We start from the raw sequence: 25336 nt of genomic DNA, 5'->3' as shown, positions 1-25336 counted from the left end.
ACGCGACAAGGAGCAGCGGAACATGACAGAGCGCCAGAAGGACCGGCCGTGGCTGATGCGGACCTACGCCGGTCACTCCACGGCGGAGGCGTCCAACGAGCTGTACCGGCGCAACCTCGCCAAGGGGCAGACGGGACTCTCGGTCGCCTTCGACCTGCCCACGCAGACCGGCTACGACCCCGACCACATCCTCGCCCGCGGCGAAGTGGGCCGGGTCGGCGTACCGGTCTCGCACCTCGGTGACATGCGGCGGCTGTTCCAGGACATTCCCCTGGAGCAGATGAACACCTCGATGACGATCAACGCCACCGCCATGTGGCTCCTGGCGCTCTATCAGGTGGTCGCGGAGGAGCAGGGTGCGGACATCACCCAGCTCCAGGGAACGACGCAGAACGACATCGTCAAGGAGTACCTCTCGCGCGGGACGCACGTCTTCCCGCCCGGTCCTTCACTGCGCCTGACCACCGACATGATCACGTACACGGTGGCCCACATCCCCAAGTGGAACCCCATCAACATCTGCAGCTACCACCTCCAGGAGGCGGGGGCCACACCGGTCCAGGAGATCGCGTACGCGATGTCCACCGCCATCGCGGTTCTCGATGCCGTACGCGACTCGGGGCAGGTCCCCGAGGAGAAGTTCGGGGACGTCGTGGCCCGCATCTCCTTCTTCGTGAACGCGGGCGTCCGCTTCATCGAGGAGATGTGCAAGATGCGGGCGTTCGGGCGGATCTGGGATCAGGTCACGCGCGAGCGGTACGGCATCGAGAACCCGAAACACCGCCGGTTCCGCTACGGCGTGCAGGTCAACTCGCTGGGCCTGACCGAGGCCCAGCCCGAGAACAACGTCCAGCGCATCGTGCTCGAGATGCTGGCCGTCACCCTCTCCAAGGACGCACGCGCGCGTGCCGTGCAGCTGCCGGCCTGGAACGAGGCCCTCGGCCTGCCACGGCCCTGGGACCAGCAGTGGTCGCTGCGCATCCAGCAGGTCCTCGCGCACGAGAGCGACCTCCTGGAGTACGAGGACATCTTCGCGGGCTCGCACGTCATCGAGGCCAAGGTGGAGTCGCTCGTCGAGGCCTCCTTCGCCGAGATGGACCGGATCGAGAAGATGGGCGGCGCGATGGCCGCCGTCGAGTCCGGCTACCTCAAGTCGCAGCTCGTCTCCTCGCACGCGGAGCGCCGGGCCCGCATCGAGTCCGGCCAGGAGAAGATCATCGGCGTGAACTCCTACGAGTCCACCGAGCCGAATCCGCTGACCGCCGACCTGGACGCGGCGATCATGACGGTCGACCCCGCGGTCGAGGCCCGCGTCGTCGGCGCCCTCGCGCACTGGCGCGACAACCGCTACCAGCCGCCGTTCAACCACCCGCGCCCCTGCAAGGCCCTGGAGCGGCTCAAGGAGGTGGCCGCGGGAACGGGCAACCTCATGGAGGCCACTCTGGAGTGCGCACGCGCCGGTGTGACGACCGGCGAGTGGTCGGGGGCCCTGCGGGAGGTCTTCGGGGAGTTCCGGGCGCCCACGGGCGTCTCCAGCGCTCCCGTGGCGGTCCCCGCGGAGGAGGGCTCGCCGCTCGCCCTCGTCCGCGAGAAGGTCGCCCGGACGGCCGAGGACCTCGGCGGCGGCAGGCTCCGCTTCCTGGTCGGCAAGCCCGGCCTCGACGGGCACTCCAACGGCGCCGAGCAGATCGCCGTGCGCGCCAGGGACGCCGGGTTCGAAGTCGTCTACCAGGGCATCCGCCTCACGCCCGAGCAGATCGTCGACGCGGCGCTCGCCGAGGACGTGCACGCGGTGGGCCTTTCGATCCTCTCCGGCTCGCACGCGGAGCTCGTGCCCGACGTCCTCGTACGGCTCCGGGAGGCCGGGGCGCCCGACATCCCCGTCATCGCGGGCGGCATCATCCCCAACCGAGACGCCGAGGACCTGAAGGCGGCGGGAGTGGCCGCCGTGTTCACCCCCAAGGACTTCGGCATCACCGAGATCATCGGCCGTATCGTCGACGAGATCCGGAAAGCGAACAAGCTCGACCCTCTGGAGGTCCCCGCATGACCGCGCCCGCCCACCCGTCGCCCGACCACCGCCCCTCAACGAGCGGCTCCGCCGCGCACCTGCCCAATCGTCTCCGCCCGCGACGCTCCTGTCTCGCGGTACCGGGTTCGAACCCCCGCTTCTTGGAGAAGGCCCAGGGCCTGGCCGCCGACCAGGTCTTCCTCGACCTGGAGGACGCCTGCGCGCCGCTCGCCAAGCCGGAGGCCAGGCACACCATCGTCAAGTTCCTCAACGAGGGCGACTGGACGGGCAAGACGCGGGTCGTGCGCGTCAACGACTGGACGACCGAGTGGACGTATCGCGACGTCGTCACGGTCGTCGAGGGCGCCGGTGAGAACCTCGACTGCATCATGCTGCCGAAGGTCCAGACGGCCGACCAGATCGTCGCCCTCGACCTCCTCCTGACCCAGATCGAGAAGACGATGGGCTTCGAGGTCGGCAAGATCGGCATCGAGGCGCAGATCGAGAACGCGCGGGGCCTCAACAACGTCAACGCGATCGCCGAGGCCTCCCCGCGCGTCGAGACGATCATCTTCGGCCCGGCCGACTTCATGGCCTCCATCAACATGAAGTCCTTGGTGGTCGGCGAGCAGCCGCCCGGCTACCCGGCGGACGCCTACCACTTCATCCTGATGAAGATCCTGATGGCCGCCCGCGCCAACAACCTCCAGGCGATCGACGGCCCCTACCTCCAGATCAAGAACGTCGACGGCTACCGCGAGGTCGCGAACCGCGCCGCCGCGCTCGGCTTCGACGGCAAGTGGGTCCTGCACCCCGGCCAGGTCGAGGCCGCCAACGAGGTCTTCTCGCCCTCGCAGGAGGACTTCGACCACGCCGAGCTGATCCTGGACGCGTACGAGTACTGCACGTCCGAGGCGGGCGGCAAGAAGGGCTCGGCGATGCTCGGCGACGAGATGATCGACGAGGCGAGCCGGAAGATGGCACTGGTCATCTCCGGGAAGGGCCGTGCGGCAGGCATGCGGCGCACGTCCAAGTTCGAGGCCCCGGAGGCGTAAGACACATGCAGTTCGGCCGCACCTACGAAGAGTTCGAAGTCGGCGCCGTGTACAAGCACTGGCCCGGGAAGACGGTCACCGAGTACGACGACCACCTCTTCTGTCTGCTCACCATGAACCACCACCCGCTCCACATGGACAGCAACTATGCGGAGCGGACGACGGACTTCGGGAAGAACGTCGTCGTGGGCAACTACATCTACTCGCTGCTGCTCGGCATGTCCGTGCCGGACGTCTCGGGCAAGGCGATCGCCAACCTGGAGGTCGAGTCGCTCAAGCACGTGGCGCCGACCTTCCACGGCGACACGATCTACGGCGAGACCACGGTCCTGGACAAGACCCCGTCGAAGTCCAAGTCGGACCGCGGGATCGTCTATGTGGAGACCAAGGGCTACAAGCAGGACGGCACGCTCGTGTGCGTGTTCCGCCGCAAGGTGATGGTGCCCACCGAGACGTACATCAAGGAGCGCGGCGGCGAACAGCCCGGCCGCCCGGAGCTGAACGCCCCTTCGAAGAGCACGGAGAAGTAGCCATGAGCCGACTCGCGCAGACCGCCGGTCTCACCGACATCCAGCAGGAGATCCTGTCCACGGTCCGGGACTTCGTCGACAAGGAGATCATCCCGGTCGCGACCGAGCTCGAGCACCGTGACGAGTACCCGCAGCGAATCGTCGACGGCCTCAAGGAATTGGGCCTCTTCGGGCTCATGATCCCCGAGGAGTACGGCGGTCTGGGCGAGTCGTTGCTCACGTACGCGCTGTGCGTCGAGGAGATAGCGCGTGGCTGGATGTCGGTCTCCGGCATCATCAACACCCATTTCATCGTTGCCTACATGCTCAAGCAGCACGGCACGCAGGAGCAGAAGGAGACCTTCCTGCCGCGGATGGCGGCCGGCGAGGTGCGGGGCGCGTTCTCGATGTCGGAGCCGGGGCTCGGCTCCGATGTGTCGGCCATCACGTCCAAGGGCGTGAAGGACGGCGACGAGTACGTCCTGAACGGTCAGAAGATGTGGCTGACCAACGGCGGGACCTCGACCCTGGTGGCCGTCCTGTGCCGGAGTGACGAAGGACACCCGGAGGGCACGGCGCCCCACAAGTCGATGACGACGTTCCTTGTCGAGAAAGAGCCCGGCTTCGGAGAGGTCCGGCCCGGCCTCACCATCCCCGGCAAGATCGACAAGATGGGTTACAAGGGCGTCGACACGACCGAACTCATCATGGACGGACTGCGAATTCCGGCCAATCGTGTGCTCGGCGGGGTTACCGGCCGAGGTTTTTACCAAATGATGGACGGCGTCGAAGTCGGCCGCGTCAATGTCGCGGCGCGTGGCTGCGGTGTCGCTCAGCGTGCATTTGAGCTGGGTGTCTCATATGCCCAGCAACGCCACACTTTCGGCAAGCCGATCGCGCAGCATCAGGCGATCCAGTTCAAGCTGGCCGAGATGGCTACCAAGGTCGAGGCCGCCCATGCGATGATGGTGAACGCAGCGCGCAAAAAGGACTCCGGGGAGCGAAACGACCTCGAAGCAGGGATGGCGAAGTACCTCGCCTCCGAGTACTGCAAGGAAGTCGTGGAGGATGCGTTCCGGATTCACGGCGGTTACGGCTTTTCGAAGGAGTATGAGATCGAGCGCCTGTACCGGGAGGCTCCGATGCTGCTCATCGGTGAAGGTACCGCCGAGATCCAGAAAATGATCATTGGCCGACGACTACTCGAAGAGTATCGATTCCAGGGCTAGATGCCCGGTTTGGGCCGTTTTCGCCGAGAAGAAGATCACACCCTGTCAACACTCTTCGGCCGCCGACTCGGCTTCCTGGCTTGCCCAGTTGTGGCTCGCAACCGATAGCATCCGGAAAAAGCCGCCGTCCCCCGTTCACTGCGCGGCATCATCCGCTACGAAGGTCATCCATGCCCCACAGCCAAACCTCTGCACCACGCGACGGCATTCTTCAGGGACGCCTTGCTCGCGGAGCATCGCCGTGGCTCCTGCCGACCGTCGCAACCGCGGCACTCAGTCTCGCCCGCGCGCGTCGCTCCAAGGGCGCCGCGGCCGTCGCCGTACCCGCCACCGCTCTGGCGGCGGGCATGCTGTGGTTCTTCCGCGACCCCGAGCGCGAGATCGCTCAGGGCCGGGTCATCTCCCCCGCCGACGGCGTGGTGCAGAGCATCATGCCGTGGAAGGACGGGCGTACCCGCGTCGCCATCTTCATGAGCCCGCTGAACGTCCACGTCAACCGTGCGCCCCTCGCGGGCACCGTGACGTCCGTGGAACACATCCCCGGCGGGTTCGTCCCGGCGTTCAACAAGGAGAGCGAGAACAACGAACGTGTTGTCTGGCACTTCGACACCGAGCTCGGCGACATCGAGATGATCCAGATCGCGGGCGCTGTCGCGCGGCGCATCGTGCCGTACGTGCCGCAGGGCTCGAAGGTGGAGCAGGGCGAGCGGATCGGCCTGATCCGCTTCGGCTCGCGCGTCGACATCTACCTCCCCGAGGGTGTCGAGGTGGACGTCGAGGTCGGTCAGAAGACCGTGGCTGGGGTGACTCGCATTGACCGTGGTTGATCCCGAAACACAAGCGGGCTGGGTGCCCGAGGCGGTGGAGGACGAGGCCGACGAGGAGATGCCTCTCTCACTCCGCCTCTCGATAGCGGACACCCTCACGCTCGGTAACGCCACCTGCGGGTTCATGGCGGTGTACTTCACCACCACGGGCATCCTCATCCCGCACCTCCAGGGCAGCAACGAAAGCGGCATGGCGCGGCACTCCGCCGCGACCGCCGTGATCCTCATGCTCTGCGCGGCCGTCTTCGACCTCTTCGACGGTCTCGTGGCCCGCAAGCTGCGGTCCTCGCCGATGGGCGCGGAGCTCGACAACCTGTCGGACCTGATCAGCTTCGGTCTGGCGCCCGCGTACTTCGTCCTCGTCTACGGCATGGTCGCCGACGACGCCCACCAGCGGGTGGCGGCGGTCGGTGCGATCGTCGTGCTGTTGGCGGTGGTGCTGAGGCTTGCGCGGTTCAGTTGCGTGACCGTGAAGGACGGCACCTTCCAGGGCATGCCGTCGCCCTTCGGCGCGCTGACGGTCGTCTCGATCGTGCTCCTGGAGCTGCCCTTCGTGGCGACGCTCCTTGCGATCATCGGCACGGCGTGGCTCATGGTCAGCCGCGTCGAGTACCCGAAGCCGCGGGGCCCCCTCGCGGTGGCCATGCTCGCGTGGATCGTGTCGGCCATGGGGCTCCTCGCGGCCTGGGCCTTCGAGGCCCCGGGCGGCCAGCTGCTCCTGCAGACCGGCTGCGCGCTCCAGCTCGTCCTCGGCGCGGTGATTCCCCTCTTCGCCACGGCTCGGCGGGTGAACAACTTCCGCGACAACCGTCGTGAGGCGCGGGCTACTCAGTTGCCGTAGCGGCTTGCTTGTTCCGTAGCGAAGGGGGCCCGAACCGTTTGGTTCGGGCCCCCTTCGCTTGCCGTTAGAGCCTGTGTCATATCCCCGGTCGGATCAGCGGGCGGCGTCTGGTGCGTGCGATCGCAAGGCGCCGGGAAGTCCTCGATGGGGGTCCCCCCGGGCCCTTGAGGCCTGGGGGAGGAGCTACTAGGGCTTTTCGGCAACGCGGCGAGCGTGCGTGCCAGGCGACGCCCGCCCGGCCGGGGATATGACACAGGCTCTTAATCGCCCTTCGGGCTCGTCCTCAATTGCCGGACGGGCTAAAGCCTCGTGCGGCCTCGGCCGTGCTCGGTTTGCGGACCACCCTCATGCCGCCCGTTGCCTTCTTGTCCGGCTGGAGGATCACGCTCTCCTTGGAGGACGGTGCCTTCGGGTCGGTGAAGTTCTGGGGGACGCCGAAGCCCGCGTCGAAGTCGTCGATCGTCAGGAGGGCCTTGTCCACGCCCTCGCGCGTGAGGTCCTTGTCCGCGCACGCCTTCTTCAGGGCCTCGCCGAAGACGGACGCCGCCGTCCAGCCCGCCACGACGCCGTTGTCGAGGGAGTCCGACGGGTGGGCCTTCTTGTAGTCGGCGACGAGCTTCTCGGCCTCCGGTGTGTCCGCTCCGATGGGCAGGGTGGGCGAGGCGACGTAGTAGTTCTTCGTGAGGGCCGGGCCCGACTGGGTGGCGAGGAGCTGCGGGGCGAACGCCGAGTTGTTGCCGATGACCGGGACGTCGAAACGGCCCGCCGCGGCGACGCCGACCAGGGACGCCGCCTGGCGGGGACCCGCGCTGATCACGATGGCCTTGACGCCCGCCTTCTTCAGGGCGGACACCTGGGCGGTCATGTCGTTGTCGGTCGGCTTGATCTTCTGCTCGACGACCGTGAGACCGGCCTCGTCGGCCATGTGCTTCGAGCCCTTGAGGGCGTTCTCTCCGTAGTCGCCCTCGAAGTAGACGTGGCCCAGCTTGTCGCCCTTCTTGAGGCCCTTCTCCTTCATGAGGAAGTCGATCGCGTTGATCGTCTCCAGGTCGTACGTGGAGCCGACCACGCGCACGTACGGGCTGCCAAGGAGGTTCGCCGACCAGGCCTGCGGCAGGACCAAGCCCTTGTTGCCCGCCACGCGCTGCTTGACGGCCGCGACGAACGGGGAGCCGATGAACTGGGCGAAGCCGAGGACCTTCGGCTCAAGCTCGGTGTAGGCGGCGACGGCCTTCTGCGGGTCGTAGCCGTGGTCGCGGACGGTGAGCTTCAGCTTGCGGCCGCAGATGCCGCCGTCCGCGTTGGCCTGGTCGACGTAGAGCTGCTGTGCCTGCGTGACGCTCTTGCCGAGGGTGGCGTAGACACCGGTCATGTCGGTGAGCGCGCCCAGGTCGATCGTCTTGCCCGTCACGCCGACGCCGGTCTTCACCCCTCCTGTGCTCGCGCCCCCGCCGTCGTCGTCCTTCGCTTTGGAGCTGCACGCGGTGAGCGCGAGCAGCGCGGCGAGGGCGGTGCCGGCCGCCGTGGCCCTGGTCAATGTGTTCATGCTTCCTCCCCTGGAGTGCCTGGACTGTGCGTGCCGCGCCGCGCGGCGAGCCTCACCAGGCCGCCGGGCAGGAAGAGCACCACCGCCACGACGGCGGCGCCGTACAGATACCGGGACGCCTCACCCGGTGAGATCCCGCCGGTGCCGGGCGCGGAGACGAGGGGCAGCGCGTCGCTGTACCGGCTGAGCAGCTGGGGCAGCAGGGAGACGAGGGCGGCGCCCGCCACCGCCCCCGCGACCGAGCCAAGGCCGCCGATGACGATCATCGCGAGGTACTCCAGGGAGAGCGTCATGCCGAAGTAGTCGGGCACGGTGCGCTGGAAGACCAGGGCGAGCAGCACCCCGGCGAGGCCCGCGTACATCGACGACAGGACGAAGACCCCGGCGCGGTAGCGGGCCACCGGTACGCCGATCACGCCCGCGGCGACCTTGTGGTCCCTGATCGCGTTCATGGCGCGGCCGGGGCGGCCCCGCAGCACCCCGCGGGCGAAGAGTCCGCAGCCCAGGAGCAGCACGAGGCCCGCGTACCAGAGCTTCTCCGCGGAGCCGAACGGGACCGCGGCGACCACCACCTCGTGCTCGTCGAAGGTGAGCCCGAAGAGGTCGAGAGGCGGCACGTCACGCCCGTTGGAGCCGCCGGTCAGATCGTGCGCGTTGAAGAGCACGTGCTGGCCGATGAAGATCAGCGCGAGCGTCGCGATGCCGAGGTAGGCGCCGTGCAGGCGGCCCGCGATGGGGCTGAAGAGACCGCCCGCGAGCCCGGCGACGGCCACCGCGAGGGCGGCGGCGAGCCAGGTGGGCAAGCCGAGGCCGGTCAGGCCGTCGCTCCCGTCACCGGCGAGGGCGCAGTACCCGTACGCCCCGACGGCGAGGAAGAAGGCGTGCCCCATCGAGAGCTGGCCCGTGGCGCCGGTGAGGAGGTTGATGCCGATCGCGCCGATGGCGGCGGCCATCGCGAAGAGGCCCGCCTGGAGCCAGAAGCGGTCGAGGTAGAACGGCAGGGCGAGGAGCAGGGCCGCTCCGGCCGCCCACAGGTACGTGCGACGGCTCGTGACCAGGGCGTGGCCGCGGGAGCGTCCGGCCCGGGTGCGGGTGTCAGACACGGGCGAGCTCCTTCGTGCCGAAGAGTCCCGCGGGCCGGATCAGCAGGATCGCGGTCATGACGAGGTAGGGCGCGAGGTCGCCGAGGCCGCGCCCCAGGAAGGTCAGGTCGCTCTGGTAGCCGGTGGCGAGGGACTCCGTCACCCCGACCACGAGCCCGCCGACGAGGGCGCCGGTGGTGGAGTCGAGGCCGCCGAGGATCGCGGCGGGGAACGCCTTGAGCGCGGCCAGGGAGGTCGTGCGTTCCAGGCCCGGCGTCGGGAAGACGGTGAGGAACAGCGCGGCCACGGCGGCGAGCGCGCCCGCCACCGCCCATGCGCCGAGCGAGACCCTGCCGAGCCGTACGCCCATCAGCGCGGCGGTCTCCGGGCTCTCGGCGGCCGCCCGCGTCGCCACGCCCCATGAGGTGTAGCGGAAGGCGAGCAGGAAGACCGTGATGAGGAGGGCGGCGGCGACGAACGCCGCGATGCGGGTGTGCGCGAGGGAGACGGGCCCGACGGTGAGCACGTCGTCGCCCCACGGGTCGCCGAGCGGCAGGACGTCCGTGCCGAGGCGGCGGGTGAGTTCGGTGGTGAGCAGGATGTCGACGCCGATGGTGACGATGGCGAGGACGCTGTGGTCGTGGCCGCGGTAGCGGCGCATGACGAGGAACTCGACGGCCGCCCCGACCACCGCCGCGCCCGCGATGCCGACGAGCAGCGCGGGCCAGAAGCCGAGGTCGTCGTGGAGCGAGGCGGTGATGTAGCCGCCCGCGAGGAGGAGCGAGGCGTGCGCGAAGTTCACCACTTCGGTGGCGCGGAAGATGACGACGAAGCCGAGGGCGATGAGGGCGTAGACGGAGCCCAGCGAGACGCCGTTGAGCAGGAGTTCGGTGAACGTGGTCACGAGTGGTCCTCACCCAGGTAGGCGCGTACGACCGCGGGGTCGCGCTGGACCTCCGCGGGTGTGCCGTCGGCGATCCGGCGTCCGAAGTCGAGTACGGTCACCGCGTCCGCGAGCCGCATCACCACCCCCATGTCGTGTTCCACCAGGACGATCGAGATGCCGAGGCTGTCGCGGACGCCCGCGATGACGGCCGCGGTACGGCGCCGCTCGTCGGCGGTCATCCCGGCGACGGGCTCGTCGAGGAGCAGCAGCCGCGGCTCCATGCACAGGGCGCGGGCGAGCTCGGCGAGCTTCTGCTGGCCGTAGGGCAGGGAGCCCGCGGGCAGGTCGAGCTGGCGCTCCAGGCCGACGAACGCGGCGATCTCGCGGACGCGTGCGCGGTGGCGGCGCTCCTCGCGGGCGGCGGCGGGGAGCCGGAGCCCTGCGGCCACGAATCCGGTGCGGGTCAGCCGGTGGCGGCCGAGCAGCAGGCTGTCGGCGACGGTGGCGCGCGGCGGCAGGGCGAGGTTCTGGAAGATCCGGGCGACACCGAGGCCCGCGATGCGGTGCGGGCGCAGGCCGGTGAGCTCGTGGGTGCCGAAGCGGACGCTGCCCGCCGTGGCGCGGTAGACGCCGGACAGGACGTTGAAACAGGTGGACTTGCCCGCGCCGTTGGGTCCGATGACGGCGTGCACGGTGCCGGGGCGGACCGTGAAGCTGACGGCGTCCAGGGCGGTGAGTCCGGCGAAGCGGACGGTCACGTCGCGTACTTCCAGGGACGGTACGGACGTGCGGTCGTCCGGCGGGGCCACGGCGGCGGAATCGCTCATGGTGTGGCCTCCCAGCGCGCGAGGACGGGCAGCGCGCCGAGGCCACGGGAGGCGTCGGCCGCCGCGTCCTCGTCGACCACGCCGAGGTAGCGGCGGCGCACCTCGTCGGAGGCGGCGAGCTCGTCCGCGGGGCCCGAGAGGGCGACCTCGCCGACGTCGAGGACGTACGCGGTGGAGGCGAGCCGCAGCGCGAGGGCCGCGTTCTGCTCGACGAGGAGCACCGAGGTGCCCTGCGCGTTGATCTCCCGGACGGTGTCGGCGATGCGGGCGGCCATCAACGGGGCGAGCCCCAGGGAGGGTTCGTCCAGGAGGAGCAGGCGCGGGGATGCCATCAGCGCCCGGCCCACCGCGAGCATCTGCTGCTCGCCGCCGGAGAGCAGTCCGGCGCGCTGCGCGCCGCGCTCGGCGAGGACGGGGAAGAGGTCGTGCACGCGCCGCAGGGCGGCCGCCTTGGCCGTGCGCGAGCCGGTGGAGCCGAGCGCCCCGGCCCGCAGGTTGTCGGCGACCGTCATCCGGGCGAACACCCGTCTCCCCTCGGGGACTTGGGAGATCCCGGCGGCCACCACCCGGTCCGGCGCGAGGATGTCCGTGCGCCGCCCGTCGAAGCTGATGTCGCCCGAGGTGAGCGCCCCGCCGTGGAAGGAGAGGGTGCGCGAGATCGCCCGCAGCAGGGTCGACTTGCCCGCGCCGTTGCCGCCGAGCACGGCCACGACCGCGCCTTCGGGCAGGTGCAGCGAGACCCGGCGCAGGGCCCGCACCGGGCCGTAGCCGACCGACACGTCGCGCACGACGAGCCCTCCGCCCCGTGCGCCGGATCCGGCCTTGCCGACGCCTCCCTCATCGAACCCGCCCACGTATCGACTCCCTTGTCCCACCCGGCTGTTCCGCACGGCCCGTCCGCCGTCGCGTGGCGCTCACCCCAGCACCGCGGGACCGGCCCGTCCACGGGCCGCGGACGAAACGCTGCGGGAGACCAGCGGCGGTGCCCCGCCGTTGTGCACGCGCACAACACCGCGTGTCAGGGGCCTGCCGAAGCGGACGGACCAGTGGCATCCTCCGCAGCAACGCCGTCCCGGGAGCGCCCCGGCGACGTCACGGAGCGCGGTGACGGAGGCAACGATGACCGGCCCCACGCACACCCGAAGGCCTCGGACCGGGCACGACTGGAAGCTCCTCAAGGAGGCGTGCACCGCCCTCCTGCCGCGCCTGCCCGAGCTGGTCGACGAACATCTGCGCCAGCTCGGCGAGCACTCGACGGTGTACGGGCGGGTCCTGGCGTACGACGTGCAGTGGCGGGAGGCCGAGGAGGCCATGCGGATCGGCATCGAGGCGATCTCGGCACCGCGGGCCTCGCCGCGCCGCGACCTGGAGTACGCGGAGGAGGCGGGTCGGCGCCGCGCCCAACAGGGCCTGCCGCTCGACCTGTTGGTCCACTCGTACCGCAACGCCGGCTATCTGGTCTGGGACTCGCTCCTCGAAGGCACGGCGGGCAAGGACCCCGAGAAGCTGGCGGTCCTGATGCGTTCGGCGACGATGGTGTGGTCGGCGGTGGACGCCCAGGCGGCGGTGGCGTCCGACGCGTACCGCGCGACGGAGCTGGAGCTGCGCCGGCGCACGGACGAGCAGTTGCAGGCGCTGCTCGACGCGCTCCTGGAGGGGCGGTCGGCGCCGGGCCTCGCGGCGCGGGCGGCGGCCGGTCTCGATCTGCCCGAGCACGGCCCGTACGCGGTGGTGGTGCTCCGCGTGGAACGGCGCGACGGGCGCGAGGCCTTCCACCGGCAGATCCAGCGGGCGGGGTTCCGTTTCATCTGGCGGATGCGGACGGACTGCGAGGTCGGCGTGGTCGCACTGGGCGGGCCGGAGGGCGGAGCGGAAACCGGCCTCGACGGGCTGGCCCGGCTGCTCGACGGGCGCTGCCCGGGGCCCGGCGGGATCAGCCCCGTGGTGGGCGGCCTCGCGGACCTTGGCCACGCCCGGCGGCTCGCGGAGCTCGCGCTGCGCACCTGCCCGCCGGACGCGACCGGCATCGTACGCCTTGACCGGCGGATGCCGACGGCCCTGGTGGTGAGCCAGCCGGAGCTGGCGGGGCACTTGGTCTCCGATGTGCTCGGCGAGGTCCTCGCGCTCGAACCGGCGGACCGGGCGGTGCTGTTGGAGACGCTGGACGCGTGGCTGGCCTGCGAGGGTTCGGCGGGCCGGGCAGCGGGGCGGCTCTACTGCCACCGCAACACGGTCTTCAACCGCCTGCGCCGCCTGGAGCAGCTGACGTCACGCTCCCTGGCGCGGCCGCGGGACCTGGTGGAGGTGGCCCTCGCGGTGGAGGCGCACCGGCTGTCCCCGCGGGCCCGCCCGGCGTGAACCGGGCGGACGCGAAGTGGCCCCGCCTGTAAGGGAATTCAGGTGCTGATCAGGTGCTGATCAGGTGCTGATCAGGTCCTGGAAAGCACTCGCCGTCTCCGCCGTCGACCTGCCGAAGGGCGCGTCGAAGTTCCAGACGAGGAAGAGCAGGAAGGCGATCAGGGCGCTGAACGTACCGGCAAGCAGCATCTCGCGCGAGGAGCGCCTGATCTGCAGCGTGAAGATCAGTCCGACGGTGACGAGCGCTCCGGCGACCAGACCGAACCAGACCACGCCGGGCAGCGTCTCCTCCGCGTTGTCGGCCCGCGCCCTGCGCGCCTCGTCGGCGGCGGCCACCTGGTCGAGCAGCGGCTGGTAGGTCTGGGCCTCCAGCTCGTTCGCGGGCGGCCGTGCCGCGATGTCCCTGCGCAGGGTGTCGAGGAGTTCGCCGCCCCGGTCGGTGAGCCGGTGCTCCTCGATCATGCGGGGCCACTCGACGCTCGACACGTGCTCGCTGTAGCGCCGCACGTCCTGCTGGATGCGCTCGCGCTCGTCCGCCGGATAGACCTCCACGCGCCTGCTGATCTCGTGCAGGGCCTGGGCCTCGTCGCGGGTGCCGTCCTGGGCGGCGCCGCGGGCCTCCCAGACGCCTGCGATGGCGAGACCGAGGACGATCGCATACACGACGCCGACCATCATCACCATGTATTCGAGCACGTCGGGCGTCTCGCTGGTGTCGTCGTCCTCGGGCACCCGGCGCTGTCTGAGCACGGTGACGGTCAGCACGACCGCGCAAGCGAGCACCATGGCAAGACCGAGTACGAACCATTCCGTCACGAGGGGCCTCCGGAGGGCGGGTTGGGGCGTGATCGGGCGCCGGACGCGGCGGAGCGCGAGCGTGGGCGCAGCAGTGCGGCGGCGAGCACCGCGGGGGTGGTGACGACCATCGTCGTGGTGACCATGGACCGCCCGCCCGCGCGCTCGTCCTCCCCGGCGGGGCGGTAGCCCGGCCCCGCGAAGGAGGGCGGCGCGGGCGGTGGTGCGGGGCGCGCGGGGCGCGGGGCGGACTCCAGGCGTACGGGGACGAGGAGTTCCCGCACCCGGGGCGCGGCGCGGGGGCGCTGTGCGGGGCGGGCGGCCGGAGGGGGTGCCGCGCGGGCCGCGGGCTGCGCGGTGGCCGCGGGCGGTTCGGGGCGCGGCGGGGTGGTGGCGGGCGCGCGGGGGGCGGGGGCGGGGGCGAGTTCGGGTTTCGGCTCCGGCGGCTCCGACGGCCGCGGTGGCCCCGGCTCCCGCGCCTCGTCGGCCGGGGCGCCCGGCAGGTCCTCCTGGCAGATCTCCAGCCGCTCGGACAGGACCACGCCGAGGGCTTCGACCTGCGCGTGCACGGAAAGCCCGCCCACGGGACACAGCGTCGCAACGATGCCGAGACCGCCGAGCTGCGCCCACCCAGTCAAGATCGACTCCTCTTCACGTACTGAAGAAACGATCACGTTGCCGGTACGACACGGGGGGGGCGGCCGCGGACGCGGGGGCGCGCGAGTGATGGGGTTCGGGCGCCCCCGGCGTGCGGCTGGGGTCAGGCGGTCAGGCGGTCACGCGGTCAGGCGGTCACGCGAGGAAGTCCCTGGCGATGTTCTCCGCCACCGTCTCCAGGATCGGGCCCGCTTCCGCGATGCACCGGGCCACGTCCGGCTCGACGTCGGTCAGGGCGTACGCGCGGCGGATACCGGCCTTGCCGAGGGCCTCCGGGGCGAGGGCGAGGCGGCCGCAGACCGCGACGACCTCGATCCCCGCGGCCCGCGCGGCGGCGGCCACCCCGGCGGGCGCCTTGCCGTGCAGGGTCTGCTCGTCGAGCGAGCCCTCGCCGGTGATGACGAGGGTGGCCCGCTCCAGGGCGGGCGCGAAGCCGAGCACGTCGAGCATGACGTCGATGCCGGGCCGGAAGCCCGCGCCGAGCCCGACGAGGGCGCCGTACCCGATGCCGCCCGCGGCACCGGCGCCCGGCGACTGCGCGTACTCCGCGGCCTTGGGGCCGATGGCCTTCTCCAGGACCGTGGCGAAGTGCGCGAGGGCCGCGTCCAGGGCCCGGACGTCCTCGGGGGACGCGCCCTTCTGCGGGCCGTAGACGGCGGGTGCGCCCTTCGGGCCGGTCAGCGGGTTGTCGACGTCGCTGGCGAGCACGATCTCGACGTCCTTCAGGCGCGGGTCCAGACCCGACAGATCGGCGGTGGCCAGCTCCTTGAGCGGCCCGCCGCCGGGCGCGACGGGGTCGCCTTCCGCGTCCAGGAAGCGCGCGCCGAGCGCGGCGAGCATGCCCGCGCCGCCGTCGGTCGTGGCGCTGCCGCCGACGCCGAAGACGATGCTGCGGGCCCCCGCGTCGAGCGCCGCGCGCAGCAGCTCGCCGGAGCCGTACGTCGTGGAGGTGAGCGGCGCGAAGACGCCCTCGGGGAGCAGCTGCAGGCCGGAGGCCTCGGCCATCTCCACCACCGCAGTGCCGTCCTTCAGCGCGTACGCCGCCGTCACCCGCTCGCCGAGCGGCCCGGTGACCCGCACCTCCCGGCGCTCGAAGCCGCCCGCGACGGCCGCGGCGACCGTGCCGTCGCCGCCGTCGGCGACCGGCAGCGCCTCGACCCGCACGCCGGGGGCGACGCGGTGCAGCCCCGCCGTCACCCGCTCGGCGACCTGTACGGCCGTGAGCGAACCCTTGAACTTGTCCGCGGCGATGAGTACACGCTGCGCGTTCCCGCGCTGTGCGTCGTCGCGACCGGCGTGCGCCTGCCGCTCGTGTCCCGCCGTCCCTGCAGCGTCCGCCACCTTGGTTTCCCCTTGCTTTCCGGGCCTTGCTCGCGTCAAGGCAGTCGCGCCGCTGCGACCATAACCGCAGACGGGGCCCGCTGCCCATGGCCACCCACAGCGCGAGACGGCGCGCCCCGGCGAAAAACTCGCCTATATCGCACCATAGTGGTGCGCCATGAGCACGGAAATGATCGATCAGCACCTGCCCGACGAGGGTCCGCCCGACCCGCCGTCGAACGGCCGGGACCCCGCGAGCGGCTCGCCCCCGGACGGCGGCCCGGACTTCGCGGTCGTCGGCATCGGCGTCGCGGCCGTGCTCGCGGTGGTTGCCTGGGCCGCGCTCGGCAAGGACTCCTTCGACAGCGCGTCGGACACCGCGCTCGGCTGGGTCCTGGCCAACTTCGCCTGGCTCTTCGTGATCGCCGCCGACGTCTTCCTCGTCCTGTGCGTAGGTCTCGCGCTCAGCCGCTTCGGCCGTATCCGGCTCGGCGAGGACGACTCCAGACCGGAGTTCACCAACCTCGCGTGGATCGCGATGATGTTCAGCGCGGGCATGGGGATCGGCCTGATGTTCTACGGCGTCGGGGAGCCCCTGACCCACTATCTGAACCCTCCCCCGTCCTCGGGGGTCGGCCCCCGTTCCGGCGCCGCGGCCCGCACCGCCCTGGAGTACTCCTTTTTCCACTGGGCGCTGACCCCCTGGGCGATCTACGGCATCGCGGGCCTCGCGCTCGCCTACGCGGGCTTCCGCAAGGGCCGCGGCAACCGGCTCAGCGCGGTCTTCGTGCCGCTCATCGGGGCCCGGCGGGCGGCCGGGTGGCCCGGCAGGCTCATCGACCTGCTCGCGGTCTTCGCGACCGTCTTCGGCACGGCCACCAGTCTCGGCGTCGGCGCGCTCCAGGTCGCCACGGGGCTCAACCTCACGACGGGGGTGGAGGACTCCACCACCCTGCAGCTGATCATCATCGTGTCGCTCGGCGCCGCCTTCGTGGTCTCGGCCTTCTCCGGGGTGCACAAGGGCGTGAAGTGGCTCAGCACCCTCAACATCGTCCTCGCCGCCTGCCTGATGCTGTTCGTGTTCGTCCTCGGCCCGACCGTCTACGTCCTCGACGCGATCCCCGCGAGCGTCGGCGGCTATCTGCACCAACTGCTCCCGATGGCCTCGCGCACCGGCGCGTTCACCGACAGCACCTGGCTCGGCACCTGGACGATCTTCTACTGGGCGTGGTGGCTGTCCTGGGCGCCGTTCGTCGGCACGTTCATCGCCCGCATCTCGCACGGCCGCACGATCCGCGAGTTCCTCATCGGCGTGCTCCTCGTGCCGAGCGGCGCCACCGTCGTGTGGTTCTGCGTGATGGGCGGCACGGGCATCCGGCTCGACGCGACCGGCAGGGCCGACATGGCGGCGAAGGTGGAGGAGGGCGCGGAGGCCTCGCTCTTCGCGATGCTGGACGCGCTGCCGCTGGGCACGGTCACCTCCTGGGTCGCGATGCTCCTCGTCATGACGTACTTCGTCACCAGCGCCGACTCCGCGTCCCTGGTGATGGGCTCGCTCAGCAGCCGCGGCTCGCTGCACCCGCCCACCTGGCTGGTCGTCGTCTGGGGCGTTCTGATGGCGGCGGTCGCCGCGGTGCTCCTGGTCGCGGGCGGCCTGAACTCCCTGCAGAGCGCGACGATCCTCGTGGCCCTGCCGTTCGTCGTGGTGATGCTGACGCTGTGCTGGGCGCTCCTGAAGGAGCTGCGCGAGGACCCGGGCGCGGGCCCCGCACGCGGTCAGGCCCTGCACGGGCTGCGGGACGCGGTGCGCACGATGGTCGGCGACGCGATGACCGAGCAGAGTCCGGACCGGCACCATCGGCTGCGACGGATCGTCAGGTCCCGGAGCCGGGACGGGGAGTGAGCGAAGTACGCGTACGCCCGGAAACGAAGTACGCGTACGCCTTGATCAGCGAACCAGCGGCGGAAGCGGCCGAGTTGGCCGCACAATGAACCCATGCCTGAGTACCTGGAACTCGACCTGGCAGGGGCCGCGCTGCGCGTCGAGCTCGCCGATGTGGGGCAGCGGCCCGAACCCCGGGCGCTGCCACCGGAGTTCGGGGCGCCGGAGCCCGTGTCCAGCGGGGGCGGCCGCGCCGCCGCGCTCGCCGCCGACGCGCTGCGGGCGACCCTGCGCCCGCTCGGGCCGCTCCTCGACGAGGTGCACGCCTCGGTGTCCGGGGCGCGTCGGCCGCCCGAGGAGTTCACGGTCGAGTTCGGCATCGAGGTGGGCAAGGACCTCAAGCTCGGCATCGTCGGACTGAAGGGGGCGGCCACGATGACCGTGTCGGCGACGTGGCGGCGTACGGAAGAGCGTACGGAAGACCCAGGCGCCGGTGATCCTGCCAGCGGCGACTCCGGGGCGTAACCATGGGCTGGTTCCGGCGGACGGACGGCCCCCCGCCGGTCGTCGCCGTCCTGGACCGGCACGGCGAGGGGGCGGTCGGCGCGGCCGCGCTGCTCTCCGCCGGGCGCGTCCTCACCTGCGCGCACGTGGTCAACGAAGCGCTCGGGCTGCCCCCGATGAGCGCCGCGAGGCCCTCGGACGAGGTCCTCCAGGTGGGGTTCGACCGGCACACGGTGCGGATCGCGGCGCAAGTGGAGGTGTGGGTGCCGCCCCGGCACGACGCCGTCGCCTGGCAGGGCGACCTGTGTGTGCTGCGCCTCACCGAGCCCGCGCCCGCCAGTGCCCGGCCCGTCGTCTGGACGGAGATGGCGGAGGGCCAGTCGCTGCGGGCCTGGCACGGCTGTGGGGAGCCGATCACCTTCGCGGACACGGTCCTGAAGCTGCTCGACGGCAGAGTGGGCTATCTGGACGGGCAGTTGTCAGGTGCCGCGATCGGCCCCGGGTTCAGCGGGGGGCCGCTGTGGACCGACGCGGGCGACAGCGCGGCCGGGCTCGTCGTCGGCCGGCTCGGCGGCCCCGACGCCCCCGCGCACCCCGCCGACACGCTCCGGCGCGCCTGGGCCCTGCCGTGGCAGACCGTGCGCGAACAGCTGTGCGCGGCCGGGGCGGGCGACATCGTGGACGACTGCCACGCCCTGCGCGCCACCCCGCCCGAGGACCCGCTCGCCGCCGAACTGTGCGCGCTGCTCCGGTCGTTGCTGCCGGAACCCGCGGTGCGCGCCGAGCACGCGCGGCGCCTCGCCACCGAACTCGGCCTCGTCGCACCGCAGGACGGGACGGCGCCCACGACCGAAGAGCTGGCCGCCCTGCTGCTCACCCACCACCGCGCCCTGCCCACGCTCAGCGAGTCCCTGCAGACCGCCGGTCCCTACGGCGCACGGCCCGAGCAGCTCACCGCCCTGCTCGGCACCGGCCGCGCGGTGGAGGCGGCCGGGCTGCTCTCCCACGGCGAGCACGCCTTCCTGGCGCGGCAGCTCAGACGGGTCGTCCGCGCCGACCCGACCCTGCCCGCCCGCGCGGCCCGGGAGGCGCTGCGCTACACGCCGCTGCCCTCGGCCCTGTGCACCGCGCGGCTGCCGATATCGGCGCTCGGAGCGGTCATCGCCGACCTGGAGGAGTACCAAGACGGCGGCAGCGTCCCCGCGGGGACCTCGCGGGTCCCCGCGCTCGTGCACCTCGTCGAGTTCATCGCCGCCGCCACGGGCGACCAGGTCGGCGAAGAGCTCCGCAACTGGAGCGAGCGGGTCTGCGCCCGCCTCGGCGTGCACCCCGCCGCCCGCGACCAGCGCAGGGCCGACGCCGCGCGCTGGACACTCACGCAGACGCCCGCGGTGGTCCGGCTGCTCGCGCGACTCACCCGCACGGAGCCGACGGGCGAGGGCACGGAGCGGGCCGAGCGCTTCCGCTGCCGGCTCTGGCAGCAGCACGCGGACGGCACGGTGCGCCGCCTGGAGACCACCGCGGGGGACGCGCCCCTGACGCCCGGTCAGGTGGGTGCGGTGATCCGCGAGGGCGCCGAGCGGTCCGGCGAAGGGCTGCCCGCCGTGGACATCGAGGTCGACCGCGCCGGGCTCCATCTGCCCGTCGACGAATGGGACGCGGGCAGCCCCAACGAATTCGTGCCGAGCCTGCCGCTCGGCGCGTCGTTCCCGCTGATGCTGCGCTGCCCGGAGATGAGCCGCCGGGTGCCGCGACGGGAGACGGAGCACCGCCGCCGCTGGGGCGACGGACACGGCAGAGCCCTGGTCATCGATCCGAGCTGCGCGGACGGACGGCAGGTCGCCGCGCTGCTCGGCTCCACCCACCGCGACGCCAACCAGGTCGTCCTGCACGGCCCGCCCGCCCTCCGCGCCCAGCTGCTCGACCTCTGTCTGGCCCTCGGCGTCCCCGTGGTGCTCTGGGACCGCGAGGCCGAGGGCCACGACCACGCCCACCGCCTCGAACCCCTTTCGCCCACCGGCCTGTTGCACGGCCTGCCCTTCCGGGTGCACCGGTTCCGGGCGGCCGCGCTGCCGGACCCCACGGGGCTCGCGCGCCCGTCCCTCGTATGGGAGGACTCCGCGTGGCAGAGCCTCGCGGGGGCCGACCGCGAGCCGAGGCTGACGGACCCCGACGCGCCGCGCCCGCATTCCGACGAAGGAGTACGCAGTCCATGACGGCACCCCAGGCAGCCCAGGCACCGCAGGAAGGCGACTGGCGGCTCTTCCGGGGGGACGGCGACGCACGGCGCGCCGACTTTCCGCAGGCTCCGCCGTGGCGCCGCTTCGCCCCGGCGGACGGCGCGCCCCGGCCGCGCCCCTATCTGATCGGCCCCGACGAGTCGGAGGTCGTCAACGCCGCGCTGCTGCTGCGCCGTCCGCTCCTCGTCACCGGCCACCCGGGGACCGGCAAGTCCTCCCTCGCGCACGCCGTCGCCCACGAGCTGACGCTCGGCCGGGTCCTGACCTGGTCGGTCAACAGCCGCTCCACACTGCGCGACGCCCTCTACGACTACGACGCGATCGGCCGCCTGCGGGAGTCCAACCTGCGCCGCGAGACCGGCTCCGACGGGCCCGCCGATGAGCGGCCCGAACGCGGCCCCGACATCGGCTCGTACGTCCGCCTCGGCCCGCTCGGCACCGCCATGGTCCCGGGCGAGCGCCCGCGCGTCCTGCTCGTCGACGAGCTCGACAAGGGCGACGTCGACCTGCCGAACGACCTCCTGACGGTCTTCGAGGAGGGCGAGTTCGAGATCCCGGAGCTGGCCAGGCTGCCCGAGGACCAGTCGCACGTCGACGTCCTGACCGCCGACCCCCAGGTGCGGGCGCCGGTGGCGCGGGGCCGGGTGCGCTGCTCCGAGTTCCCCGTGGTGGTCATCACCAGCAACGGCGAGCGCGAGTTCCCGCCCGCGTTCCTGCGCCGCTGCGTCCGTCTGGACCTCGCGGAGCCGGACGAGCAGCGGCTGCGCGACATCGTCGAGGCGCACCTCGGCGAAGCGGCGCTCGACGGCGTCGACGACCTCCTGCGCGCCTTCCTGGGCCGCCGCGCCCCCGGCGAACTGGCCACGGACCAGCTCCTGAACGCCGTGTTCCTGCGCAAGGGCGGCGTCGACCTGCCGCCGGGCGCGCTCCTTGACGCGGTCCTGCACCGGCTCGGCGGGGCGGTGTAGCGGGATGGGGGCCGAGTCCAGTGAGGAGGACGCGCCCTCCCGCGCCCCGGTCAAGCGTCCGCACGCGCTCATGCGGTCCGCGCGGCTGCGCCAGGCGCTCGGGACGCTGGCGGCGAGCGGGGTGGAACTCACCCAGGAAGAGCTGCTCGACGCGCTGTGGCTCGCCGGGCAGCTGCCCGAGGGGGCGTCGACTTCCCTGGTACGGGCGTCGGGGACGATCACATCGGCCGGGCAGACGTACGGAGACGTGCGGCCTCCCCGGCCCGCCCTGGCACGGATGACGGCGAAGCCCGCACGGCCCGACACGCCCCGGCCGGACAGCGGCAGGAGCCCGGCCCCGGCGAAGCCCCGGCCCGAGGAGCAACCCCCCGTCAGCATCGACCCCGAGTTCGGCCCCCCGCTGCTCTCGACCCGGACCGTCCGCGTCCGGCGGCCGACCGGCGACGCGCCCCTCTACGGCGGCACCGCCCCCGGCCACGTCCCGCCCCACCGCACCGTCCCCGTCCGCCCCGTGCGCACCCCCGAGACCCGGGCCCTCGGCTCCCGGCAGCTGCAACTTGGCCGCGCCCTGCGCCCGTTGAAGCTGACCGTGGCCGACCGCAGACGGTGGGAGCTCGACGAGACGGCCACCGCCGATTCGACCGCCCACAGCGGCCTCACCGACGCCGTGCTGCGCCCCGCCCGCGCGCGCTGGCTCGATCTGACGCTGCTCGTGGACGACGGCGCCTCCATGCTGCTGTGGCAGCGGCTCGCCACGGAGACCCGGCTGCTCCTGGAGCGCAGCGGCGCCTTCCGTGACGTACGCGTGCACGGCCTGGACACCCGCACCCCCGGTGCCCCGCTGCTCGGCCGCCGCCCCTTCACGCCCGGCACCGCCGTGCTGCCGCCCGCCACCGTGACCGACCCCGGCGGCAACACCCTGATCCTCGTCCTCAGCGACGGCGTCGGCGCGGCCTGGCGGGACGGCCGGATGCGGGAGCTCCTGAAGCAGTGGGGACGGTTCGGGCCGACGGCCGTGCTGCACGCACTGCCACCGCATCTGTGGGACGGCTCCGGCATCCGCGCCGAACGCTGGCGGGTCACCACCCGGCGCCGCGGCGCGCCCAACCTCACCTGGGACGTGGCCGATCCGGTGCTGCCCGCGGGCCTCACGGCGTTCGACGGGGTGCCTGTCCCGGTCCTCGCGCCCGAACCGGGAGCGGTCGGCGCCTGGGCGGGCCTGATCGCCTCCCCCGGGGCGAGCACGGTGCTCCCGCTCCTGACGGCGCCCTTCGCGACGGCACCGCGGGCACCCGTCGGCCTCGACGCGGGCGAGCACATCCTGCGGTTCCGGGACACGGCGTCCCCGGAGTCGTACCGCCTCGCCGCCCATCTCGCCGCCGTCGCCCCGGTGTCCGTGCCGGTGATGCGCCTGGTGCAGGACGTGCTCGGGCCCGGCGTGACGACCGGGCACCTGGCGGAGGTGTTCCTGAGCGGCCTGTTCCGGCGCTGCGACGACACCGCCGGTCTCGCCCCGCGGCACCGGAGTTACGACGTCACGGCCGAGGCCCGCGACATCCTCCTCGGCACCGCGCCGGTCCGTGAACTCCTGGGCACCGGCCGGGCGGTGACGGCCCGCCTCGGTGAACTGGCGGGCCGCTCCGCCGACTTCCCCGCCTGGCTCGCCCATCCCGACGGGGTCGACCGGGGCGGGGACGGGGCCCGGCCCTTCGGGTGGGTGGACGAGCGGCTGATGCGGCGCCTCGGGGTGGGTGTGCCGCGGGCGGTACCCGTACCGCCCGCGGATCCGGAGGTTCCGCCGTACGTCGACGCGCCGGGCTCGCCGTGGTGGTCGCTGACCCCGGGGAACCCCCGGCGGGCCGGGCCCTGGCACCTGTTCGCCCGGCACAGCAGCGCAAGGAGCAGCAGCGGAGTGTTCCTCGGACGGAGCGAGCAGGGCGAGGTCGCGGCGCTCAGGCTCACGCGCCCCGGTTCCGCGCGCCGCCTCTCCCTGGCGGGCCAAGCCGAGGCACTGCGCCTCCTGGACGGCAGACGGGTGCCCCGTCTCCTCGGCGTGGACCCCGCGCCGGAGCCGTCCTGGCTGGCGACGGAGCTCCAGCTGTCGGACGACGGCCGACCGGTCCCGCACCTGGACGACCCGCTGCCGGCCGCGGCACGGCTCGACCACGTCCTGCACTTCGCCCGGCTCGCCCGGCTGCTCGCCGGGGTGCTCGCGGACGCCCACGCCCTTGGCATCCACCACGGCGACCTGGCGCCGAGAAGGGTGCTGCTCACGGCGGGCGACGTGTGCGTGACCGGCTGGCGCGTGCAGGAGCACGGTGACGGCGCCGCCCACGACGTCTCCAAGCTGGGCCTCGTCCTCCTCAAGGCCGCGGGCGACACCGTTCCCCGGTCCTTGACCGCCATCCTGCGGCGCTGCGGGTCCCCCCTGCTCGACCGGCGGCCCACCGCGGCCGAAGTGGCCGCCCACTTCGAGGAGTTCGTCGATGTGTACGGCCGCAGCCCCGAGCTGATCGGCGGAGCAGGGGACCGCCTCGCCGTGGCCATCGGCCGCGACGGCGGGGGCGCCGATGTCGTCCTCGACTTCCGCGCCATGGGCCCGCACGGCGTCCTGCGGGGCGCGCCCGAGGACTGCTCCGCCGTCCTGGACAAGATCGTGCGCGGCCTTGCCGAACGGCACTCCCCGGCGTCGGTGCAGTTCCACATGCTCGACTCGACGGAGCGGTACCTGCGTTCCACGACGGCGACCGCGCTGCCCCACATCGTGACGGACGAAGACCCCCGCACCCTGGAACGGGCCCTGGGCGCCGAGCGCGACCGCCGCCGGACGCTGCTCACCGCCGCGCGCGCGGCGGGCCGCCCGCGCCCCGAACTGACCAGCCTGATCGTGGTCCTCACGCCGGAGGCCCTGCCGGGCGAGCTGGGCTGGCTCGAAGACCTGGGCATCCATCTCCTCCTCATGGAGGGCGCCACGAGAGGCCCGGTCGACTTCGACTTCCGCATCGACCTCACCGGCCGGAACCCCGTCCTCCACCACTCGGGCGCGCCCTCGTCCGGCGTTGCCTTCCGGCTCCCGCTCCCGCGCCGCGTCCCGTACGAAGCCTTCCTCGCCGACGAGCTCCACGCTGCCGTGGCCCACGGCCGCAAGGGACATCACCACGAGGCACTGAACTGGCTGGAGCGCCTTGGCGCCGATCAGCGCCTTAGCCCCGACCACCCCCAGATGCTCGCCACCCGCTACGAGATCGGCCACCTCCAGCTCACGCTGGAACTCCCGCAGGAAGCACTGATCTCCTTTGCGGAGTGCGCGGCACGACGCGAAGCCGTGCTCGGCGAGCAGCACGTCGACACCCTGACCGCGCGCCAGCAGTGCGCCTTCGTGCTCTGCCGCATGGGACGCCACGACGAGGGTCAGGAGGTCTACCGCACCGTGCTCGGCCACTGGGAGCACGTCCGGGGCGCCGCCCACCCCGACACCCTGCTCTGCCGCCACAACCTGGCCGTCGCCCTCATCGCCCTGGGGCGCTACGACGAGGCGGTGGGCGAGGCGCGCCTCGCCCGGAGGGGCCGCGCGTCCGCCCTCGGCGACCGGCATCCGAGCACCCTCGCGAGCGGCCACGAGCTGGCCATCGCGCTCGGCGGTGCGGGCCGCACCGCCGAGGCCCGCAGCGTCGCCCGCACCGTCCTGACGGAGCGCGAGCTCGTCCTGGGCCCCGACCACCCGGACACCGTCGAGACGCGGCGCGTCCTGACCGAGCTGGAGCTGTCGGAGGGCTGACCGGGCCGCCCCGGCTACCCT

20 protein-coding genes are annotated in these 25336 nt (G+C 72.4%); 12 read left to right on the top strand and 8 right to left on the bottom strand.

Going from position 1 to position 25336, the window contains the following annotated elements; genetic code table 11:
• Nucleotides 1-22 precede the first annotated feature (22 nt).
• The 6 genes from ABZ953_RS32380 (at nucleotide 23) to pssA (ending at nucleotide 6472) form a co-directional block, all read left to right on the top strand.
• Entirely contained in the window at nucleotides 23-2050 is a 2028-nt protein-coding gene (locus tag ABZ953_RS32380; protein ID WP_361731484.1) for a protein meaA, read from the top strand.
• Entirely contained in the window at nucleotides 2047-3066 is a 1020-nt protein-coding gene (locus tag ABZ953_RS32375; protein WP_361731481.1) for a CoA ester lyase, read from the top strand. Before ABZ953_RS32380 ends, ABZ953_RS32375 begins: the two co-directional genes overlap by 4 nt.
• 5 nt (nucleotides 3067-3071) lie before the next feature.
• Nucleotides 3072-3596: a MaoC family dehydratase gene (locus tag ABZ953_RS32370; protein WP_361731479.1), complete on the top strand. Its 525-nt coding sequence runs from the start codon at nucleotides 3072-3074 to the stop codon at nucleotides 3594-3596.
• A gap of 2 nt (nucleotides 3597-3598) precedes the next feature.
• Nucleotides 3599-4804 carry an acyl-CoA dehydrogenase family protein gene (locus ABZ953_RS32365; protein ID WP_361731476.1) on the top strand — a complete coding sequence of 402 codons (1206 nt, stop codon included), beginning with the start codon at nucleotides 3599-3601 and terminating at the stop codon, nucleotides 4802-4804.
• Between the two features lie 170 nt (nucleotides 4805-4974).
• Nucleotides 4975-5631, top strand: a complete 657-nt coding sequence (locus ABZ953_RS32360) for a phosphatidylserine decarboxylase (RefSeq protein ID WP_055555195.1) — start codon at nucleotides 4975-4977, stop codon at nucleotides 5629-5631.
• The gene (gene pssA, locus ABZ953_RS32355) at nucleotides 5618-6472 is read left to right on the top strand and encodes a CDP-diacylglycerol--serine O-phosphatidyltransferase (RefSeq protein ID WP_361731473.1); all 855 of its coding nucleotides are present in this window, start codon (nucleotides 5618-5620) and stop codon (nucleotides 6470-6472) included. The genes ABZ953_RS32360 and pssA overlap by 14 nt, the downstream gene beginning before the upstream one ends.
• A gap of 283 nt (nucleotides 6473-6755) precedes the next feature.
• Here the strand turns inward: pssA and ABZ953_RS32350 are convergent, their stop codons facing one another.
• From ABZ953_RS32350 to ABZ953_RS32330, 5 genes are read right to left on the bottom strand one after another with little or no spacing between them, the layout of a single operon-like run.
• Nucleotides 6756-8018: an ABC transporter substrate-binding protein gene (locus tag ABZ953_RS32350; protein ID WP_361731470.1), complete on the bottom strand. Its 1263-nt coding sequence runs from the start codon at nucleotides 8016-8018 to the stop codon at nucleotides 6756-6758.
• Entirely contained in the window at nucleotides 8015-9076 is a 1062-nt protein-coding gene (locus tag ABZ953_RS32345; protein ID WP_361731655.1) for a branched-chain amino acid ABC transporter permease, read from the bottom strand. Before ABZ953_RS32345 ends, ABZ953_RS32350 begins: the two co-directional genes overlap by 4 nt.
• 37 nt (nucleotides 9077-9113) lie before the next feature.
• Nucleotides 9114-10004 (bottom strand): branched-chain amino acid ABC transporter permease, encoded by an 891-nt coding sequence (locus tag ABZ953_RS32340; protein ID WP_361731467.1) that lies wholly within the window; start codon nucleotides 10002-10004, stop codon nucleotides 9114-9116.
• Nucleotides 10001-10813: an ABC transporter ATP-binding protein gene (locus tag ABZ953_RS32335; RefSeq protein ID WP_361731464.1), complete on the bottom strand. Its 813-nt coding sequence runs from the start codon at nucleotides 10811-10813 to the stop codon at nucleotides 10001-10003. The genes ABZ953_RS32340 and ABZ953_RS32335 overlap by 4 nt, the downstream gene beginning before the upstream one ends.
• Nucleotides 10810-11601, bottom strand: a complete 792-nt coding sequence (locus ABZ953_RS32330; RefSeq protein ID WP_361731652.1) for an ABC transporter ATP-binding protein — start codon at nucleotides 11599-11601, stop codon at nucleotides 10810-10812. Before ABZ953_RS32330 ends, ABZ953_RS32335 begins: the two co-directional genes overlap by 4 nt.
• Before the next feature lie 331 nt (nucleotides 11602-11932).
• On the opposite strand from ABZ953_RS32330, the gene ABZ953_RS32325 reads away from it, so the two are divergent.
• A complete protein-coding gene (locus ABZ953_RS32325) occupies nucleotides 11933-13171 on the top strand; it encodes a helix-turn-helix domain-containing protein (RefSeq protein ID WP_361731461.1) in 1239 nt (412 codons plus the stop codon).
• Between the two features lie 60 nt (nucleotides 13172-13231).
• Here the strand turns inward: ABZ953_RS32325 and ABZ953_RS32320 are convergent, their stop codons facing one another.
• From ABZ953_RS32320 to ABZ953_RS32310, 3 genes are all read right to left on the bottom strand, one after another.
• A complete protein-coding gene (locus ABZ953_RS32320; RefSeq protein WP_361731458.1) occupies nucleotides 13232-13987 on the bottom strand; it encodes a hypothetical protein in 756 nt (251 codons plus the stop codon).
• Nucleotides 13984-14604 carry a hypothetical protein gene (locus ABZ953_RS32315; RefSeq protein WP_361731455.1) on the bottom strand — a complete coding sequence of 207 codons (621 nt, stop codon included), beginning with the start codon at nucleotides 14602-14604 and terminating at the stop codon, nucleotides 13984-13986. The genes ABZ953_RS32320 and ABZ953_RS32315 overlap by 4 nt, the downstream gene beginning before the upstream one ends.
• A 154-nt stretch (nucleotides 14605-14758) precedes the next feature.
• Nucleotides 14759-15874 carry a glycerate kinase gene (locus ABZ953_RS32310; RefSeq protein WP_361731649.1) on the bottom strand — a complete coding sequence of 372 codons (1116 nt, stop codon included), beginning with the start codon at nucleotides 15872-15874 and terminating at the stop codon, nucleotides 14759-14761.
• A gap of 247 nt (nucleotides 15875-16121) precedes the next feature.
• Here ABZ953_RS32310 and ABZ953_RS32305 point away from each other — a divergent pair, with 247 nt between their 5' ends.
• The 5 genes from ABZ953_RS32305 (at nucleotide 16122) to ABZ953_RS32285 (ending at nucleotide 25315) form a co-directional block, all read left to right on the top strand.
• A complete protein-coding gene (locus ABZ953_RS32305) occupies nucleotides 16122-17846 on the top strand; it encodes a BCCT family transporter (RefSeq protein WP_361731452.1) in 1725 nt (574 codons plus the stop codon).
• 93 nt (nucleotides 17847-17939) lie between these two features.
• A complete protein-coding gene (locus ABZ953_RS32300) occupies nucleotides 17940-18350 on the top strand; it encodes a CU044_2847 family protein (protein ID WP_361731449.1) in 411 nt (136 codons plus the stop codon).
• 2 nt (nucleotides 18351-18352) lie between these two features.
• Nucleotides 18353-20545 carry a trypsin-like peptidase domain-containing protein gene (locus ABZ953_RS32295; protein ID WP_361731446.1) on the top strand — a complete coding sequence of 731 codons (2193 nt, stop codon included), beginning with the start codon at nucleotides 18353-18355 and terminating at the stop codon, nucleotides 20543-20545.
• Complete coding sequence (locus ABZ953_RS32290; RefSeq protein WP_361731443.1) at nucleotides 20542-21537, top strand: AAA family ATPase; 996 nt, start codon at nucleotides 20542-20544, stop codon at nucleotides 21535-21537. Before ABZ953_RS32295 ends, ABZ953_RS32290 begins: the two co-directional genes overlap by 4 nt.
• A 4-nt stretch (nucleotides 21538-21541) precedes the next feature.
• Nucleotides 21542-25315, top strand: coding sequence for an SAV_2336 N-terminal domain-related protein (locus ABZ953_RS32285; protein WP_361731440.1), 3774 nt, complete (start codon nucleotides 21542-21544; stop codon nucleotides 25313-25315).
• The last annotated feature ends 21 nt before the right edge of the window (nucleotides 25316-25336 follow it).

Origin of the sequence: Streptomyces sp. NPDC046465 (assembly GCF_040646035.1) — a bacterium.
In the GTDB taxonomy this organism is placed as follows: Bacteria; Actinomycetota; Actinomycetes; order Streptomycetales; family Streptomycetaceae; genus Streptomyces.
The sequence above is the reverse complement of the archived record's forward strand: the minus strand, read 5'-3'. Positions and strand labels throughout refer to the sequence as shown.